This window comes from [Clostridium] celerecrescens 18A (genome assembly GCF_002797975.1).
In the GTDB taxonomy this organism is placed as follows: domain Bacteria; phylum Bacillota; class Clostridia; order Lachnospirales; family Lachnospiraceae; genus Lacrimispora; species Lacrimispora celerecrescens.
On sequence record NZ_PGET01000001.1, the window covers coordinates 4,714,460 to 4,731,241 of the forward strand.

Genomic DNA, 16,782 nt, shown 5'->3' on the forward strand with positions numbered 1-16,782 from the left:
GATCTCTTAAGAAAGGAGGCTTAAGCGTATGGTCGTTGCGAGTGCCAATAATGTAGACTTTATGATCAAAGGCGTTACAAAGTTTCAGGCGTTTGGTCAGGAACTTTGGGTTACAACTACGGAAATAGGCCTTAGCATTGTGACAATCGTAATCTTGATTATTGCAGTGATCGCCAACCGAAAAATGAAGCGGGCGACAGAAGTACCCGGCATCTTCCAGAATATTGTGGAGTTTGTCGTAGAGGCGCTTGATAACATGGTAAACGGTACTATGGGTCATAACGCAAAAAAATTTGTTAATTATATTGGAACAATATTTATTTTCATATTGTTCTGCAATATTGGCGGCTTATTTGGTCTTAGAACGCCAACAGGAGATTTTGGTGTAACATTTATGCTTGGTATTTTCACCTTCTGCATCGTGCAATACCAAGGTATCAAGAATCATGGAATCGGTCATTTTACAAGCTTGTTTCAGCCGTTTCCGGTTTTGTTCCCGATTAATTTAATCGGAGAGATTACAAACCCATTATCCCAGGCGCTTCGTTTGTTCGGTAATATGATGTCAGGCGTTGTTATTATGGGATTGTGGTATGGGATGATGCCTATCTTTGTAAAGATTGGTATCCCGTCGTTTTTACATGTATATTGTGATGTATTCTCAGGATGTATCCAGACGTATGTGTTCTGTATGCTGACTATGGTATATGTCAATGATAAGATGGATTAAACTTCAATAATATTAAATTCAGGAGGAATTTTTCTATGAACGGATTTTCAGGACAGGATTTTATCTTAGGCTGCTCAGCAATCGGTGCAGGTCTTGCGATGATCGCAGGTATTGGACCTGGTATTGGACAGGGTATCGCGGCAGGCCATGCAGCTGCTGCAGTTGGACGTAATCCGGGCGCAAAGTCTGATATAACATCTACCATGCTTTTAGGACAGGCCGTTGCAGAGACAACAGGTCTTTATGGTTTCGCTGTTGCAGCTATCCTCATGTTCTTAAAGCCATTCAGCTAAAGAGTGAATTGGCGGGAGGCGATAGCCTGCCCTCAGAATGGGGAAAGAATAAAGAGCGAAAGGAGGCGAAACCTTGGATCGATTATTGGGATTTGACCCACAGCTGCTTTTCGATTCATTTGTAACAGGCATCAACATATTCATCCTGTTTTTTGCGTTATCCTATATGCTGTTTAATCCGGTACGGGAAGTACTGGAAAAGAGAAGACAGAGGATTGCGGGAGAATTAAAGAACGCTGCCGACGATAAGGAAGCTGCGAGGGCAATGAAGGAAGAATATGAAGCCAGACTTCTTGAAGTGAAGAAAGAGGCAGAAGAAATCTTAGAGGATGCCAGAAAAAGAGCGAAACAGCGTGAGGCAGAGATTATTACAGAAGCCAGGGAAGAAGCGGACCGCATTGTTACGCGGGGTAGCCGTGAGGTGGAACTGGAGAGAAAGAAAGCGCTTGATGATATGAAGGATCAGATCATATCCATCGCTTCTGTTATGGCCGGCAAGGTCGTAGCTGCTTCCATTGACACTACGGTGCAGGATGCCCTGATTGACGAGACTTTGAAAGAGATGGGTGAAAGCACATGGCAAAGCTAGTATCAAAGGTATACGGCGATGCATTGTTTGAGGAAGCTCTTAATAAGCAGGAAGTGGACGCTTTGTTTGAGGAAGTGAAGAGCCTGCAGGTGATCTGGCACGAGAATCAGTCATTGGCGGAGCTTCTTAATAATCCGAAGATTGTAAAGGAAGATAAAATCGGCATTATTAAGAATATTTTCGGCGGACGCGTATCGGATGACCTGATGGGTTTTCTGGCAGTCATTGTCGACAAAGGCAGGCAGAAGGAGATTCCGGCAATCTGTGAATACTTCATAAACGCTGTCAAGGAATATAAGAAGATCGGCGTGGCCCATGTGGCCAGTGCTGTTGAATTAAATGAGGGGCAAAAGGCCCGGCTGGTAGAAAAGCTGTTAAATACGACTCAGTACGTAGATTTTGAGATGGATTATCAGGTTGACCCGTCAATCATTGGCGGCATGGTAATCAGGATCGGGGACCGGGTGGTGGATTCCAGCATTAAGACGCAGATTTACGAACTGCGCCGCAGCCTGTTAAAGCTGCAATTGACCTGATTTCCACTTTACTGCTCATGCTTTTTTGCATGATGGTAAGCCTGAGTTTAGGAAATCAGTTGTCCGGAGAAACATTATGTGAAACGGACACATTATAAACTTAGAAAGAAGGTGCAAACCTTAATGAATTTAAGACCAGAAGAGATCAGTTCTGTCATCAAGGAACAGATTCAAAGATATTCTACCAAACTGGATGTCTCTGATGTCGGTACAGTCATTCAGGTAGCGGACGGTATTGCCCGTATCCATGGCCTTGAGAATGCCATGCAGGGAGAGCTCCTTGAGTTCCCGGGAGAAATCTACGGCATGGTGCTTAACCTGGAAGAGGATAACGTTGGTGCTGTTTTACTTGGTACCGGTGCTATCAGCGAAGGTGATACCGTTAAGACTACCGGACGAGTGGTGGAAGTACCTGTTGGTGATGCATTGACTGGACGTGTTGTGAATGCGTTAGGACAGCCAATTGATGGAAAAGGGCCGGTCCAGACAGACAAATTCCGCAAGATTGAGCGTGTAGCTCATGGAGTTATTGACAGAAAATCAGTAGACACTCCCCTTCAGACCGGTATTAAGGCGATTGATGCCATGATTCCTATTGGAAGAGGACAGCGTGAGCTGATCATTGGTGACCGCCAGACCGGAAAGACGGCGATTGCCCTTGATACGATTATTAACCAGAAGGGCCAGGGAGTTCACTGTATTTATGTTGCCATTGGCCAGAAGGCATCTACGGTTGCCAACATTGTTAAGACACTGGAAGAGTACGGTGCCATGGATTATACCACCATCGTGGTATCAACGGCATCTGATTTGGCTCCACTTCAGTATATTGCCCCATATTCCGGATGTGCCATTGGAGAGGAATGGATGGAAAACGGAGAGGATGTATTAGTTGTTTACGATGATTTAAGTAAACATGCAGCCGCTTACCGTACCTTATCCCTGCTGCTTAAGAGACCGCCGGGCCGTGAAGCTTACCCTGGCGATGTTTTCTATCTGCATTCCAGACTACTGGAGAGAGCCTCCAGACTTTCTGAAGAGCTGGGAGGAGGTTCTTTAACAGCCCTTCCGATCATTGAAACACAGGCAGGTGACGTATCCGCGTATATTCCGACGAATGTTATCTCTATTACAGACGGACAGATTTACCTGGAGACAGAGATGTTTAACTCCGGTTTCCGTCCTGCCATCAACGCAGGTCTTTCCGTATCCCGTGTAGGCGGCTCTGCCCAGATCAAGGCTATGAAGAAGATCGCAGCTCCTATCCGTGTGGAACTGGCACAGTACCGCGAGCTTGCAAGCTTTGCACAGTTTGGTTCCGAGCTTGATAAGGAGACGGCAGAACAGCTTGCCCAGGGCGAAAGGATCAGAGAGGTATTAAAGCAGGGCCAGTATCGGCCGATTCCGGTTGAATACCAGATCATTATTATCTTTGCGGCGACCAAGAAGCTGCTTTTGGATATTCCTACCGGGAAAATCCTTGATTTCGAAAAGGCTTTGACAAGCTTTATTGACAGCAAATATTCTGAAATTCCCGCAAGCATCCGCGAGACAAAGCAGATCACGCCTGAGACAGAGGAATTGCTGGTAAAGGCAATTAACGAATGCAAAGCAGGTGTTTTTTAAAGGCAGGTGAACAATCATGGCATCCATTAGGGATATCAAACGAAGAAGAGACAGTATTTCCAGTACCGAACAGATTACGAAAGCCATGAAGCTCATATCTACCGTTAAGCTGCAGAAGTCTAAAGCTAAGGCAGAGGAATCCAAACCCTATTACGAAATGATGTATGATACCATAGGCTCCATGCTGCGCAAATCCGGGAGCATAGACCATAAGTATTTAAAGGCAGGCGATTCTAAGAGGAAGGCAGTCATTGTCATCACTTCAAACCGTGGACTGGCAGGAGGCTATAACAGCAACATTGTCAAGATGGTTCATGGAGATGAGAGGCTTACGCCGGAACTTACGGATGTGTATGCCGTTGGTAGGAAAGGGAAGGAAGCACTGGCAAGAAAGGGATATACGATTGCCGAGGATTATTCCGAGGTGATTAATGAACCGATCTACCGTGATGCGGCCGATATTACCATGGAGCTTCTGGATGCATTTGGACAGAACCGGATAGGTGAAATTTATCTGGCTTATACATCCTTTAAGAATACTGTGACCCAAATACCGACTCTTAAAAAGCTTCTCCCGGTTGAAATGGAAAAGGGAAGCGAAAAAACGGATCTGACTTTAATGAACTATGAGCCGGATGAGGACCAGGTATTGGATTCCATTATTCCTAAGTATATGAGCAGCATGATCTATGGCGCTTTGCTGGAAGCCGTTGCAAGTGAAAACGGAGCCAGAATGGCGGCCATGGACTCTGCAACCAATAATGCGGAAGAGATGATAGAAGAACTTGGACTGGCATATAACCGGGCAAGACAGGGGTCTATTACCCAGGAGCTTACCGAGATCATAGCCGGAGCCAATGCGATTTCATAAGGCGAACCGAACTTCATGTTAGCAGGAACGAGAGAAATATAAAAGAAGGAGAAACAAGATGGCAGGACAAAATATTGGTAAGATCACCCAGATCATCGGTGCCGTACTGGATATCAAGTTCAGCCAGGGCAAGCTGCCGGATATCAATGAAGCGATTGATATCACTGCAAAAGATGGCGGCAGACTGGTTGTAGAAGTATCTCAGCATCTTGGCGATGATACGGTAAGATGTATCGCCATGGGATCCACCGATGGACTGGTACGTGGTATGGATGCGGTGGCTACCGGCGCTCCGATTACCGTACCGGTTGGAGAGGAGACATTGGGACGTATATTTAACGTTCTGGGTGATCCGATCGATAATAAACCGGCACCGGAAGTAAAAGAGCATTTTCCGATTCACAGACCGGCTCCCACCTTTGAGGAGCAGTCTACGGAAACGGAGGTTCTGGAAACCGGTATCAAGGTCGTTGACCTTCTCTGCCCTTATCAAAGGGGTGGTAAGATCGGCCTATTCGGTGGTGCAGGAGTAGGTAAAACAGTATTAATTCAGGAGCTGATCCGTAACATAGCCACAGAGCACGGCGGATATTCCGTATTCACCGGCGTTGGCGAGCGCACCCGTGAAGGGAATGACCTTTATCACGAGATGCAGGAATCAGGCGTTATTAATAAAACAACCATGGTGTTTGGACAGATGAATGAGCCGCCGGGTGCCCGTATGAGGGTAGGCCTTACCGGCCTTACCATGGCTGAGTATTTCCGTGATCAGGGCGGAAAAGATGTACTTTTATTTATTGACAATATTTTCCGTTTCACCCAGGCAGGATCTGAGGTTTCCGCTCTGCTTGGACGTATGCCTTCCGCAGTAGGCTATCAGCCGACGCTGCAGACCGAGATGGGTGCTCTTCAGGAGAGAATCACTTCCACGAAGAATGGTTCCATTACATCGGTTCAGGCAGTTTACGTTCCGGCCGATGACTTAACGGACCCGGCTCCGGCCAACACATTCGCCCATCTGGATGCAACCACGGTACTTGACCGTTCCATCGTGGAGCTGGGTATTTATCCGGCGGTTGATCCCCTTGGTTCCACATCCAGAATTCTTGATCCCCGTATCGTAGGAGAGGAACACTACCGTGTTGCCCGCGGGGTTCAGGAAGTGCTTCAGAAGTATAAAGAGCTTCAGGATATCATTGCCATGCTGGGTATGGATGAGCTTTCTGAGGAAGATAAGATCACGGTGGCCCGTGCAAGAAAGATCCAGAGATTTTTATCTCAGCCTTTCTTCGTTGCAGGACAGTTCACCGGACTGGAAGGCCGCTATGTGCCGCTTTCTGATACCATTCAAGGCTTTAAGGAGATTTTGGAAGGTAAACATGATGATATTCCGGAGAGCTATTTCTTAAATGCAGGCAGCATTGAGGACGTTCTTGCCCGTGTGAAAAAATAGGGGGTGGGAATATGGCTGATTTATTTAAACTGCAGATCATTACTCCGGAACGGAAGTTTTACGAGGGAGAGGCTTCTATGGTGGAGCTTACTACCACGGAAGGGGATATCGGCGTATACCGGAATCATATTCCCATGACTGCCATTGCTGCTCCGGGAGTCTTAAAGATTCACGAGGAGGGCGGAGTGAAGAATGCGGCCCTGATGTCTGGTTTTGTTGAGATTTTACCAGAGAAGATCGTCATTATGGCGGAAGTTGTGGAATGGCCGGAAGAAATCGATGCAAACCGTGCAGAGGAGGCTAAGATTCGTGCAGAACGCCGCTTAAAGGAACAGAGCGGAAAAATTGATAATGCTAGAGCGGAAGCTGCTCTGAGAAGAGCTCTTATAAGGCTTTCACTTACAAAGTAAAGAAAAGGGATTTGAACCTTTTAAAACAGGTTCAGATCCTTTTTTATTGACCTGCAGGGAAGCGTTATGGTATCATTATTGCAGTTAAAACGTAAAGAATCTGGGATAATCCGGCACTTATGGATTAAACCCTTCTTTTGTGGTATACTATTATGCAGATTATATAAACAGGGGGATAGTATTATGAAGAAAACATCATTAGTGATTATGGCGGCGGGCATTGGCAGCCGGTTTGGCGGAGGAATCAAACAGCTGGAACCGGTAGGACCAAGCGGTGAGATTATCATGGACTATTCCATATACGATGCACTGAATGCCGGATTTGACAAAGTTGTGTTCATCATAAGAAAGGATCTGGAACAGGATTTTAAGGAGATCATAGGTAAGAGGATCGAAAAGATTGCTCATGTGGAGTACGCTTATCAGGAGCTTGATGACCTTCCAAAAGGTTATACGAAACCGGCCGACAGAACAAAGCCATGGGGAACCGGCCAGGCGCTTTTATGTGCAAAAACGGTGATTCATGAACCTTTTGTGGTGATCAATGCGGATGATTATTACGGGAAAGAAGGTTTTATAAAGATTCATGAATACCTGGTGAATAAGATGGATCCAATGTCAAAGCCTTTTGATATCTGCATGGGAGGATTTATTCTGGGCAATACCTTAAGCGAAAATGGCGGTGTGACCCGTGGGGTATGCCAGGTGGATGAAAGAGGAATCTTAAAAGGGGTTACAGAGACATACGAAATCAGACAATGCGAAGACTGGGCAGAAGGGCGCAGTGAGGAAGGAACCCCTGTGAAGATCCCTTTGAACCAGAATGTTTCCATGAATATGTGGGGGCTTTCCCCTGCGTTTCTTGAGGAGCTGGAGAGAGGATTCCCGGGCTTTTTGACCGGTTTAAAAGAAGGGGATGTGAAAACGGAATATCTGCTTCCTAAGATCATCGATAAGCTTGTTCAGTCCCAGAAAGCGCAGGTAACGGTGCTTGAAACAAGAGACCGGTGGTTTGGAGTGACCTATAAAGAGGACAAGCCCGCTGTGGCTGCGGCTATCCGGAACCTGGTTTCCGAAGGTGTATATCCGGAGCGCCTGTTCGATGTAAGGTAATAATAATAAACGGTTTTCTGATCGGCTGTACATCAGAAAACCGTATTTTCATTTAAGGGGATTTTGCACTTTCCCTTTTTGCTTTGCATACTATAGTGTTGTATAAGCAGAAAGCAGGGAGTGATAACAGCCGTGCCGTTTAACCCGGATTATACTTATGGAAACAGATTTCAGGAACTGGAGCCATATATGCTTTATGGCGACAGGAGTGCCGCAGAGCGTTCCTTTGAAAGAAAAGATTCCATTGTGCAGGATTTGGAATATTTACAAGGAATGTACCCAGGACATATGAAACGTTTGCAGGAATACGTAGTCTCAGCGTGTGATCATCTGGATTATAAAAACAGTCCCATGTATGACGAATATCCGGATCGTTTGATGATCAACCAGGTCTGCGATTCCATCTGTGACCAAATACGCAGGGATGGTATCCTGATTGATGAACTGGCAGCAGAGCCAGGAGATACAGAACAGTCAGCTGCAGAGCAGGAAAGAGCAGAACAAATGGAGTGGGGAGCAGACGATATGGATGAATCGGATCTGTTGTCCCAGGACCGTGATTCGTCATGGGATCGCCCGCCGTGGGGACCAAGGGGGCCGAGGGGCCCAAGAGGACCAAGAGGACCAAGAGGACCGTGGGGGCCAAGAGGGCCATGGGGACCCTGCGGACCATGGGGGCCATGTGGACCGAGAGGACCGTGGGGACCATGGGGGCCATGGGGACCGAGAGGACCTTGGGCCCAGAGTCTCGATGATGGTTGGCTGGATGGCGTCGTTAACGTACTTTTGCTTAATGAGATGCACCGCAGGAGATGCCGCAGCGGACTTTGCACATAGGAGAAGAAAAGCAGTTGTCCTTTAAAGGACAGCTGCTTTTTATATGGTTATCCGCATGGATGGTTCTGCGTAACGTTTAACGAATGTTTAAGAAAGTTTTCATTGTAGTTTTGGATATTATTGTATACAATAAAGAAGACAAGGTTAAAAGACAAGTAGAGGAAATTCAGGATGAATCGAATGGTAAAAAAAATAGGAATCTTATCTGCGGTTTTTGTAGCGGCAATCGCAGTTTATTTTATGTGGAATCAGAAAGATACGGAAAAAAGTGATGTTATGGTATATACCTCCATGGAGGAGGCGGCTTTGCCTGTGGTATATTCCGATATGTACGGAAGAAAGATGAACCTTCTCCACGGGTACACCCAGGATATGAAGCAGGCAGTTTCCAGGGAAGCCCTTACCGTACTTCCTGCAGACAGGTCTATGAACATACAGATATCGGATTATAAAGGCAGCATCCAGGGGATCGAGTATGAAGTCCGAAGCATGGATCTGGGACGTCTGGTGGAACGGACAGAGGTAGATACATGGAACGAAGGAGAGGGAGGCGTCACGGCCACGCTTCCGATCCAGAATCTTTTGACAAAGGATAAGGAATACCTTCTCATTCTGACACTGAATACCTCGGGGAATGGGAAGCTGCTTTATTATACCCGCATCATGTGGACGGACAGCACCAATGCAAAGGATATGATCGATTTTGCAGTTGATTTTACGACCCGGACCTTTGATTATGATCAGGCCCGGCAGCTTACCACTTATCTGGAAACCAGCGAGGGAGAGGATAACAGCTCCCTTGGCCATGTAACCATTCGCTCCAGCTTTTCCCAGCTTACATGGGGAGGACTATCCGTGAAACCGGCAGGAGACATACGGGTTACTCTTAAAGACTTAGATGGAATCATGTGCAGCGTGAAACTGGACTATGAGGTGTCCAGGACCGGAGAAGATGATATTCAGGAGCTTTATGAGGTGGAAGACAGTTATACAATGAAATGGGACAGTAGGCGTATCTACCTTATGGATTTTGAACGGAATACCAATCAGGTGTTCTCCGGCCAGAAAGGATTGTTCTCCGGTAAACGGATTATGCTGGGGGTTTCAAACCCGGATGAAATACGGACGGCTAAAAGCCCTTCAGGGGATTGCCTGGCCTATGTGGTAAACCGGGATTTATGGGCCTTTGACCAGAACCGTGAGCATGCGGTAAAGGTGTTCTCCTTCCGAAGCGGCGTAGACGACGGGCTTCGCAGCGGCTACAACCAGCATGATATTAAGATATTGTCGGTGAAAGATAACGGGGATGTGGATTTTCTGGTTTATGGGTATATGAACCGGGGAATTCACGAAGGAAGTTTAGGTGTCGCCATGTATCAGTACAGCAGTCAGGACAATGCCACCACGGAGCGTTTCTTCACTCCTGTGACCCTGTCCTTTGAGATGCTTAAGGAAGACATTGAACAGCTGGCTCATGTGGGAACCAATGGGATGCTTTATCTGATGGCGGACCGGGCGGTTTACGGTATTGATTTAAACAGCAATGAATATATGGTCCTGGCGGACTCCCTGGTTGAGGGCGGATATGCGGTCAGCAGCAGATCCAGCCGGTTTGCCTGGCAGGAGAGCAGTGACCTTTATGGAGCCGGAGTGGTTCATCTTATGGATCTGGATACCGGAGTGAAACGGGAGATAACCGGTGGCGAGAATAATATTTACAGGCCCCTTGGATTTGTAGGGGATGACTTCATTTACGGAATTGCCCGAAAAGGCGACGTATGGGTGCAAAACGGAAGAACAAAGGATGCTCCCATGTACCGGATCGAGATCATGGACCAAAGCGGAAAGATCGTTAAGGAATATGAACATGAGAATGTATATATCGCAGATGTGTCCGTGGATGACAGCCGGATCCATCTGACTCAGATATCAAAATCCGGTGATCAGTCCTATGTTGCTTTTAAACAGGATACCATTGTCTGTAACCAGGAGCTTACAGACGGAGAGATGGAAGGCATTGGCTGGTATGCCTCAGAGGACAGGAGAAAGCTGTATTTTGTCCAGTTGGATAAAGACGCGGTAAGCCGGGACGTAAAAATTTCGGTTCCCAAAAAGGTAGCCTATGAGACCACGGAAGTGGTGGAGCTGAAGGGGAATGCCAGAAACCAGGAAAACCGGTTTTATGCCTATGGGGGAAGCCATTATCTCGGAGGCAGCCGCAGCTTTACGGATGCCCTTGCCCTTGCCTATGATAAAATGGGTGTTGTGACCGATAAGAATCAGGAAATCATATGGAGCCGGGTGAACCGTCCGCCGGTCCGCAATATGAAGGAGCCTCTAAAAACAGGAGCAGTCTTTCTTCGGAACCTGGAAGGGTTTACTGATAACAGCTTCTATGGGGATGGTGTCCTTATGTTAGATGCCAGGGGCTGCACCTTAAGCCAGGTATTGTATTTCATCGGTCATGGATGTCCGGTGGCAGCCTATACAATTCAGGGCGGCTATGTGCTCCTTTCCGGCTATGATTCCTATAATGTAACAGTCTATAATCCGGAATCCGGAGAGAGCCAGAAGATGGGCTTAAATGATGCCTCTGCATACTTTGCCGGCCAGGGGAATGACTTTGTCTGCGGAGTATTTACGGAATAGAAAATGCGTTCTCTTTACAAATTCATAAGATATGTTATAATCATTAAAGGCTAATGGATGAAATTTAAGAAATTTGTAATAGATAACATGATAATCAGAGGTGTGAAATGGAGCAGTATATTATGAAGGGCGGAAATCCCCTGGTCGGTGAAGTGACCATTGGCGGAGCAAAGAATGCCGCTTTAGGAATTCTGGCAGCAGCGATCATGACAGACGAGGATGTTCTGATCGATAATTTACCTGATGTCAGAGATATAAATGTGTTGCTGGAGGCTATAGAGGAGATCGGTGCCAAGGTAGAACGGATTGACAGGCATACGGTCCGCATCAATGGAAAGACCATCCGGGAAGTTTCCGTAGATGATGATTATATCCGTAAGATCAGGGCTTCCTATTATTTTATAGGAGCCATGCTTGGCAAATACAAAAGCGCCCAGGTTCCCCTTCCGGGAGGCTGCAACATCGGAAGCAGGCCCATTGACCAGCACTTAAAAGGATTTCGCGCTCTTGGAGCTGATGTGAGGATTGAACGGGGCGCCGTAATCGCCCATGCCATTGATCTGGTGGCAAGCCATATCTATCTGGATGTGGTAAGCGTTGGGGCTACCATCAACGTAATGATGGCTGCTACCCTTGCAGAGGGACAAACGATACTGGAAAACGTGGCAAAAGAGCCCCATGTAGTTGATGTGGCAAACTTTTTAAACAGTATGGGTGCCAATATCAAGGGCGCCGGCACGGATACCATCCGTATCCGTGGGGTGAGAAAGCTCCATGGAACCGAATATTCCATCATTCCGGACCAGATAGAAGCAGGTACCTTTATGTGTGCTGCTGCCATCACCCGTGGGGATGTTATGGTAAAAAATGTCATCCCTAAGCACTTAGAGGCCATTTCTGCAAAGCTTCTGGAGATGGGATGTGAGGTTGCAGAGTTCGATGATGCGGTCCGTGTAGTAGGGAAGTCCTATCAGAAACATACCGATATCAAGACACTTCCATATCCGGGATTTCCAACCGATATGCAGCCTCAGATGACAGTGACCCTGGCCCTTGCAAAAGGCACCAGCGTAGTTACAGAGAGTATTTTTGAAAACCGTTTCCGATATGTAGATGAGCTTTCCCGTATGGGAGCAAATGTCAAAGTAGAAGGAAATGTAGCCGTTATTGACGGAGTCGATGGCTTTACCGGGGCGTTTGTCAACGCTCCTGATCTCCGTGCAGGTGCGGCGCTTGTGATTGCTGGATTAGCTGCGGATGGATATACGGTTGTGGATGAGATCGGATATATCCAGAGGGGCTATGAATGCTTTGAAGAAAAGCTTCAGGGTCTTGGCGCCATGATTGAAAAGGTAGATTCTGAACATGAAGTAAAGAAATTTAAATTAAAAGTAGGCTAGGCGGGGATATTTCCCGCCTTTTCCTATCGTTTGAAGTCCAGAGCTACTGCTTTTCCATACCTTTTTCCGAAAGAGACCGTATGGAGGTGGCATACTCTGACGGCGTCATCCCGGTCAGCTTTTTGAACTGCCTGGAAAAATAGTGGACAGACGTATAACCCAAACGGTCTGCAATTTCGGTAAAGTTCAACTGGTTGCTGCGGATCAGATGCTTGGCTGCGTCGATTTTCATGCCGGTAAAGAAATCGATGACTCCGCAGCCATATGCTTTATGGAAAATTTTCTGCAGCTGTGACCTTCCGGTTAAATTATCCCGGCAGATGGTTTCAATGGTAAGGTGCTCCCCGATGTGCTCCTCCATATATCGGATGATGCGGTTATGTGCATCTCCGTGCATGGGATTTGCAGTGACCCGTCCTGTGGAAATCTGCTCCGGATTTGAAAAGTATCTGCGGTAAAGATGGATGATCAGCTCTTCTAAATAATTTCCGATCAACTGTTCCGCTCCGAAGGACAGGGAAGGCTGCCTTCGCACCAGTTCCTCCTGGTATGGGTCGTCAAGCCTTCCTGAAAAGGCATTCCTGGCCTCAATGATGATTTGCGCCAGCAGAGCCATCTCCGTCTCCTGTACGGACAGGACTTCTCCCTCAAAGGATTTCATGAATGGAGAGTTGCATTCAAAGCTTACTACCACCAGATTTGGGGCAACGGTTCCGTTAGTCAGGATATTGTGAAACTCCCCGGGCTTGTGGAATATGATGTTTCCCCGCTTTAAAGGGATCCGCTTTTCTCCGGCCATTACATCGATGACTCCCTTGTCAACGCACACGAACTCCCAGAAGTCATGGCTTTCCCCTGGAAAGGAGAAATCGCTCATGTATTCAAAATAGTGAATGGTTATAACCTTTTTTACAATCGCTGAGGAACGCAGCTGGGTGCTTTTATATGCCATGGAAACCTCCTTCCGTGCAGATGTGAATGTGTTATGGACAGTATACCACATTCCATGGTAAAATAGTGAGAAGGGAACGATAATGCAAATTAAATAATAAATAGTGCAAATATCTTTTGGCGTGCATTCATTATACTGAGGTTAATAGAATTTAGGAGGTAACATCGATGAACAAGAAACCGGTTCTGGTAATTATGGCAGCAGGTATGGGAAGCCGCTACGGGGGCTTAAAGCAGATCGATCCTGTGGATTCCCATGGAAACAAGATCATTGACTTTTCGATCTATGATGCGGTTTGGGCTGGATTTGAAAAGGTTGTCTTTATCATTAAAGAAGGCATTGAAAAGGAATTTAAAGAAAATATCGGGAACCGCATGGCGGCTCATGTGCAGGTAGAATACGTATATCAGGAGCTTGATAAGCTTCCGGAAGGTTATGAGATACCGGAGGGAAGAGTAAAGCCCTGGGGAACAGGACATGCAATTTTATGCTGCAAGGATGTGGTAGACGGACCTTTTGCGGTTATTAATGCAGACGATTACTACGGCAGAAGTGCTTTTGTTTCCATTTATAACCAGCTTAATAAGGTTTCTGACGGGGAGAGATACCAGTACACCATGGTCGGCTACCAGCTTTACAACACCCTGACAGAAAACGGCCATGTGGCAAGAGGCGTGTGCAGCACCGATGAAGCAGGAATGCTCGTTGACATTCATGAGCGGACCAGGATCGAAAAGCATGGAGACATGGCAGAATTTACGGAAGATGACGGGAAAACCTGGACAGAACTTGGAGAGGACACCATCGTATCCATGAACATGTGGGGATTTACAAGCAGCATATTAAAGGAGCTTGAGGAACGGTTTGCCGCATTTTTAGACAGAGAGCTTCCTGTAAATCCGCTGAAGTGTGAATACTTCCTTCCCTTTGTGGTTGATGAGCTGTTAAAGGAAGGCAAGGCAGAGGTTTCAGTACTTAAGAGCGTGGACCGCTGGTACGGAGTCACTTACAAAGAAGACAAAGAGACGGTGGTCAATGCCATCAAAGAACTGAAAGAAGCCGGCCTGTATCCGGATAAGCTATGGGAGGAAAAGTAATGGGAGACGTACAGTGCGGAAAAATCAGTGAGGCCATCGGGCTTCTGACCTTTGAGGGAGAGCCGGTTTCATGGAACCGCTATGGAAGCGGTCATATTAATGATACATTTCGTCTGGTCTGCAAGACAGGAGAAGGGGAAAAACACTACATCATCCAAAGAATCAACCATGAGGTATTTAAGGATCCGGTTTCTCTTATGAGAAACATTGCAGGCGTCACTTCCTTTTTGCGGGAACGGATCCAGGCCCAGGGCGGAGATCCGGCCAGGGAGACGCTTAATATTGTAAAAGCAAAAGATGGTAAGGATTATTGTCAGGACAGTGACGGGAATTACTGGAGAGGATATCTTTTTATTGGTGGGGCAACCACCTATGATAAGGTTAGACAGCCGGAGGATTTCTACCGGAGCGGAAAGGCATTCGGACGGTTTAAACGCCTGCTGGCAGAATATCCGGCAGATGAACTGGCGGAAACCATCCCCAATTTCCACAACACTCCGGTTCGTATGGAAGCCTTTAAGGCGGCTGTGAAAGCCGATGCCTGCGGCCGTGCCCATCTGGTAGAGGCTGAAATAAAATTTGCCCTTGACCGGGAGAAAGATGCAGCCATCGCCATGGATATGTTAAAGGAAGGCAGGCTCCCTCTCTGTGTTACCCATAATGATACCAAGCTAAATAACATCATGATCGATGATGAAACCGGAGAAGCCCTGTGCGTGATTGACCTGGATACCATAATGCCAGGCCTGTCCATCTTTGATTTTGGTGATTCCATCCGTTTTGGGGCCAATACGGCAGAAGAGGATGAGCCTGATGTGAGCAAGGTATCCTTGTCCCTTCCTCTGTTCGAGACCTATACCAGGGGATATTTAGAGGGGTGCAAGGGAAGTCTGACTGCGGAGGAAAAGGAGATGCTTCCTATGGGAGCAAAGCTGATGACCTTTGAGTGCGGCGTCCGCTTCTTAACAGATTTCCTTCAGGGAGATACTTATTTCCATACAAGCAGAGAAAATCACAATCTGGACCGTACCAGAACCCAGTTTGCCCTTGTAGCCGACATGGAGAAAAAGTGGGAAGAAATGAAGGAAATTGTTAGCAAGAGTGAATAATGATCCGCTTGAGTCATTCGTAAACAAAATATGAAAAAGAAAGAGGAGAGAATATGAGAATATTGGTAACCGGAGGCGCCGGATATATCGGCAGCCATACATGCATTGAGCTTTTGGAACAAGGTCATGAGGTTGTTGTAGTGGATAACCTTTGCAACTCCTCCAGGGTGTCCCTGGAGCGGGTAGAAGCCATTACCGGGAAAACGGTGACCTTCTATGAAGCAGACCTTTTGGACCGGGATGCATTAGATGAGATATTTGATATTGAGATAATCGATGCTGTCATCCATTTTGCCGGATTAAAGGCTGTGGGAGAGTCCGTTGCCAAACCTTTGGAATATTACCACAATAACATTACCGGAACTCTGATTCTGTGTGATGTTATGAGGGAGCATAAGGTAAAGAACATCATATTCAGTTCCTCAGCAACTGTATACGGAGATCCGGCTTTTGTGCCGATCACGGAAGAATGCCCCAAAGGTGCTATTACCAATCCTTACGGGCAGACAAAAGGCATGCTGGAGCAGATCCTCACAGACCTTCATACCGCTGATCCGGAATGGAGTGTGATCATTCTTCGCTATTTCAATCCTGTTGGCGCTCATAAGAGCGGTTTAATCGGAGAAGATCCTGCGGGAATCCCCAATAACTTAACACCATACATTACTCAGGTTGCGGTAGGCAAGCTGAAGGAAGTAGGTGTATTTGGAAATGATTATGATACGCCTGATGGAACCGGAGTCAGGGATTATATCCATGTGGTAGATCTGGCTCTTGGGCATGTAAAAGCCCTTGAAAAGATGGCATCCTCAGAGCCGTTGGTACGTATTTATAATCTGGGAACCGGTCAGGGCTTTAGCGTGCTTCAGATGATCGAGGCGTTTTCAAAGGCATGTGGGAAGTCCATTCCATATTCCATCAAGCCCCGCCGCCCAGGCGATATTGCAGAATGCTATGCAGATGCAGCTCTGGCTAAAAAGGAGCTTGGCTGGGAAGCAAAACGCGGAATTGACGAGATGTGTGAAGACTCCTGGAGATGGCAGTCCGGGAATCCTAACGGATACAGGTAAAGGCGTAGGGGCCTCTGCCATGCATGATGCACCGGCTGGTCTGACCG

General features: G+C 46.9%; 16 protein-coding genes. 15 read left to right on the forward strand and 1 reads right to left on the reverse strand.

What is annotated here, in order from left to right:
- The first annotated feature begins 28 nt into the window (after nucleotides 1-28).
- From atpB to H171_RS21570, 12 genes are all read left to right on the forward strand, one after another.
- A complete protein-coding gene (gene atpB / locus H171_RS21515; RefSeq protein WP_100306952.1) occupies nucleotides 29-730 on the forward strand; it encodes a F0F1 ATP synthase subunit A in 702 nt (233 codons plus the stop codon).
- Between the two features lie 35 nt (nucleotides 731-765).
- Nucleotides 766-1,023, forward strand: coding sequence for an ATP synthase F0 subunit C (gene atpE, locus H171_RS21520; protein ID WP_013274565.1), 258 nt, complete (start codon nucleotides 766-768; stop codon nucleotides 1,021-1,023).
- 73 nt (nucleotides 1,024-1,096) lie between these two features.
- Complete coding sequence (gene atpF / locus H171_RS21525; protein ID WP_100306953.1) at nucleotides 1,097-1,612, forward strand: F0F1 ATP synthase subunit B; 516 nt, start codon at nucleotides 1,097-1,099, stop codon at nucleotides 1,610-1,612.
- Nucleotides 1,600-2,148: an ATP synthase F1 subunit delta gene (gene atpH / locus H171_RS21530; protein ID WP_100043146.1), complete on the forward strand. Its 549-nt coding sequence runs from the start codon at nucleotides 1,600-1,602 to the stop codon at nucleotides 2,146-2,148. Before atpF ends, atpH begins: the two co-directional genes overlap by 13 nt.
- Nucleotides 2,149-2,271: 123 nt before the next feature.
- A complete protein-coding gene (gene atpA, locus H171_RS21535) occupies nucleotides 2,272-3,774 on the forward strand; it encodes a F0F1 ATP synthase subunit alpha (RefSeq protein WP_100306954.1) in 1,503 nt (500 codons plus the stop codon).
- Between the two features lie 16 nt (nucleotides 3,775-3,790).
- Nucleotides 3,791-4,645 carry an ATP synthase F1 subunit gamma gene (atpG, locus tag H171_RS21540; RefSeq protein ID WP_100306955.1) on the forward strand — a complete coding sequence of 285 codons (855 nt, stop codon included), beginning with the start codon at nucleotides 3,791-3,793 and terminating at the stop codon, nucleotides 4,643-4,645.
- 58 nt (nucleotides 4,646-4,703) lie between these two features.
- Complete coding sequence (gene atpD, locus H171_RS21545; protein ID WP_038284034.1) at nucleotides 4,704-6,098, forward strand: F0F1 ATP synthase subunit beta; 1,395 nt, start codon at nucleotides 4,704-4,706, stop codon at nucleotides 6,096-6,098.
- 11 nt (nucleotides 6,099-6,109) lie between these two features.
- The gene (gene atpC, locus H171_RS21550; protein ID WP_100306956.1) at nucleotides 6,110-6,508 is read left to right on the forward strand and encodes an ATP synthase F1 subunit epsilon; all 399 of its coding nucleotides are present in this window, start codon (nucleotides 6,110-6,112) and stop codon (nucleotides 6,506-6,508) included.
- 183 nt (nucleotides 6,509-6,691) lie between these two features.
- Nucleotides 6,692-7,621, forward strand: coding sequence for a nucleotidyltransferase family protein (locus H171_RS21555; RefSeq protein ID WP_100306957.1), 930 nt, complete (start codon nucleotides 6,692-6,694; stop codon nucleotides 7,619-7,621).
- A gap of 120 nt (nucleotides 7,622-7,741) precedes the next feature.
- Nucleotides 7,742-8,458, forward strand: a complete 717-nt coding sequence (locus H171_RS24650; protein ID WP_157803204.1) for a hypothetical protein — start codon at nucleotides 7,742-7,744, stop codon at nucleotides 8,456-8,458.
- Nucleotides 8,459-8,638: 180 nt separating this feature from the next.
- Complete coding sequence (locus H171_RS21565; RefSeq protein WP_242977039.1) at nucleotides 8,639-11,107, forward strand: hypothetical protein; 2,469 nt, start codon at nucleotides 8,639-8,641, stop codon at nucleotides 11,105-11,107.
- Nucleotides 11,108-11,214: 107 nt separating this feature from the next.
- A complete protein-coding gene (locus H171_RS21570) occupies nucleotides 11,215-12,507 on the forward strand; it encodes a UDP-N-acetylglucosamine 1-carboxyvinyltransferase (RefSeq protein ID WP_100306959.1) in 1,293 nt (430 codons plus the stop codon).
- Between the two features lie 43 nt (nucleotides 12,508-12,550).
- On the opposite strand, the gene H171_RS21575 is transcribed toward H171_RS21570, so the two are convergent.
- Nucleotides 12,551-13,459: an AraC family transcriptional regulator gene (locus H171_RS21575; RefSeq protein ID WP_100306960.1), complete on the reverse strand. Its 909-nt coding sequence runs from the start codon at nucleotides 13,457-13,459 to the stop codon at nucleotides 12,551-12,553.
- A gap of 167 nt (nucleotides 13,460-13,626) precedes the next feature.
- Here H171_RS21575 and H171_RS21580 point away from each other — a divergent pair, with 167 nt between their 5' ends.
- The 3 genes from H171_RS21580 to galE are packed head-to-tail and all read left to right on the forward strand — an operon-like array spanning nucleotide 13,627 to nucleotide 16,735.
- Complete coding sequence (locus H171_RS21580) at nucleotides 13,627-14,556, forward strand: nucleotidyltransferase family protein (protein ID WP_100306961.1); 930 nt, start codon at nucleotides 13,627-13,629, stop codon at nucleotides 14,554-14,556.
- Nucleotides 14,556-15,665 (forward strand): phosphotransferase enzyme family protein, encoded by a 1,110-nt coding sequence (locus H171_RS21585; protein ID WP_100306962.1) that lies wholly within the window; start codon nucleotides 14,556-14,558, stop codon nucleotides 15,663-15,665. The genes H171_RS21580 and H171_RS21585 overlap by 1 nt, the downstream gene beginning before the upstream one ends.
- Nucleotides 15,666-15,718: 53 nt before the next feature.
- Complete coding sequence (galE, locus tag H171_RS21590; RefSeq protein ID WP_100306963.1) at nucleotides 15,719-16,735, forward strand: UDP-glucose 4-epimerase GalE; 1,017 nt, start codon at nucleotides 15,719-15,721, stop codon at nucleotides 16,733-16,735.
- Nucleotides 16,736-16,782 lie beyond the last annotated feature (47 nt).

Excerpts from the sequence above, each read along its gene's own strand:
- atpB (WP_100306952.1), top strand. The coding sequence starts at position 29 with ATGGTCGTTGCGAGTGCCAATAATGTAGACTTTATGATCAAAGGCGTT.
- atpE (WP_013274565.1), top strand. The coding sequence starts at position 766 with ATGAACGGATTTTCAGGACAGGATTTTATCTTAGGCTGCTCAGCAATC.
- atpH (WP_100043146.1), top strand. The coding sequence starts at position 1,600 with ATGGCAAAGCTAGTATCAAAGGTATACGGCGATGCATTGTTTGAGGAA.
- atpA (WP_100306954.1), top strand. The coding sequence starts at position 2,272 with ATGAATTTAAGACCAGAAGAGATCAGTTCTGTCATCAAGGAACAGATT.
- atpG (WP_100306955.1), top strand. The coding sequence starts at position 3,791 with ATGGCATCCATTAGGGATATCAAACGAAGAAGAGACAGTATTTCCAGT.
- atpD (WP_038284034.1), top strand. The coding sequence starts at position 4,704 with ATGGCAGGACAAAATATTGGTAAGATCACCCAGATCATCGGTGCCGTA.
- atpC (WP_100306956.1), top strand. The coding sequence starts at position 6,110 with ATGGCTGATTTATTTAAACTGCAGATCATTACTCCGGAACGGAAGTTT.
- H171_RS21555 (WP_100306957.1), top strand. The coding sequence starts at position 6,692 with ATGAAGAAAACATCATTAGTGATTATGGCGGCGGGCATTGGCAGCCGG.
- H171_RS21565 (WP_242977039.1), top strand. The coding sequence starts at position 8,639 with ATGGTAAAAAAAATAGGAATCTTATCTGCGGTTTTTGTAGCGGCAATC.
- H171_RS21570 (WP_100306959.1), top strand. The coding sequence starts at position 11,215 with ATGGAGCAGTATATTATGAAGGGCGGAAATCCCCTGGTCGGTGAAGTG.
- H171_RS21575 (WP_100306960.1), bottom strand. The coding sequence starts at position 13,459 with ATGGCATATAAAAGCACCCAGCTGCGTTCCTCAGCGATTGTAAAAAAG.
- H171_RS21580 (WP_100306961.1), top strand. The coding sequence starts at position 13,627 with ATGAACAAGAAACCGGTTCTGGTAATTATGGCAGCAGGTATGGGAAGC.
- H171_RS21585 (WP_100306962.1), top strand. The coding sequence starts at position 14,556 with ATGGGAGACGTACAGTGCGGAAAAATCAGTGAGGCCATCGGGCTTCTG.
- galE (WP_100306963.1), top strand. The coding sequence starts at position 15,719 with ATGAGAATATTGGTAACCGGAGGCGCCGGATATATCGGCAGCCATACA.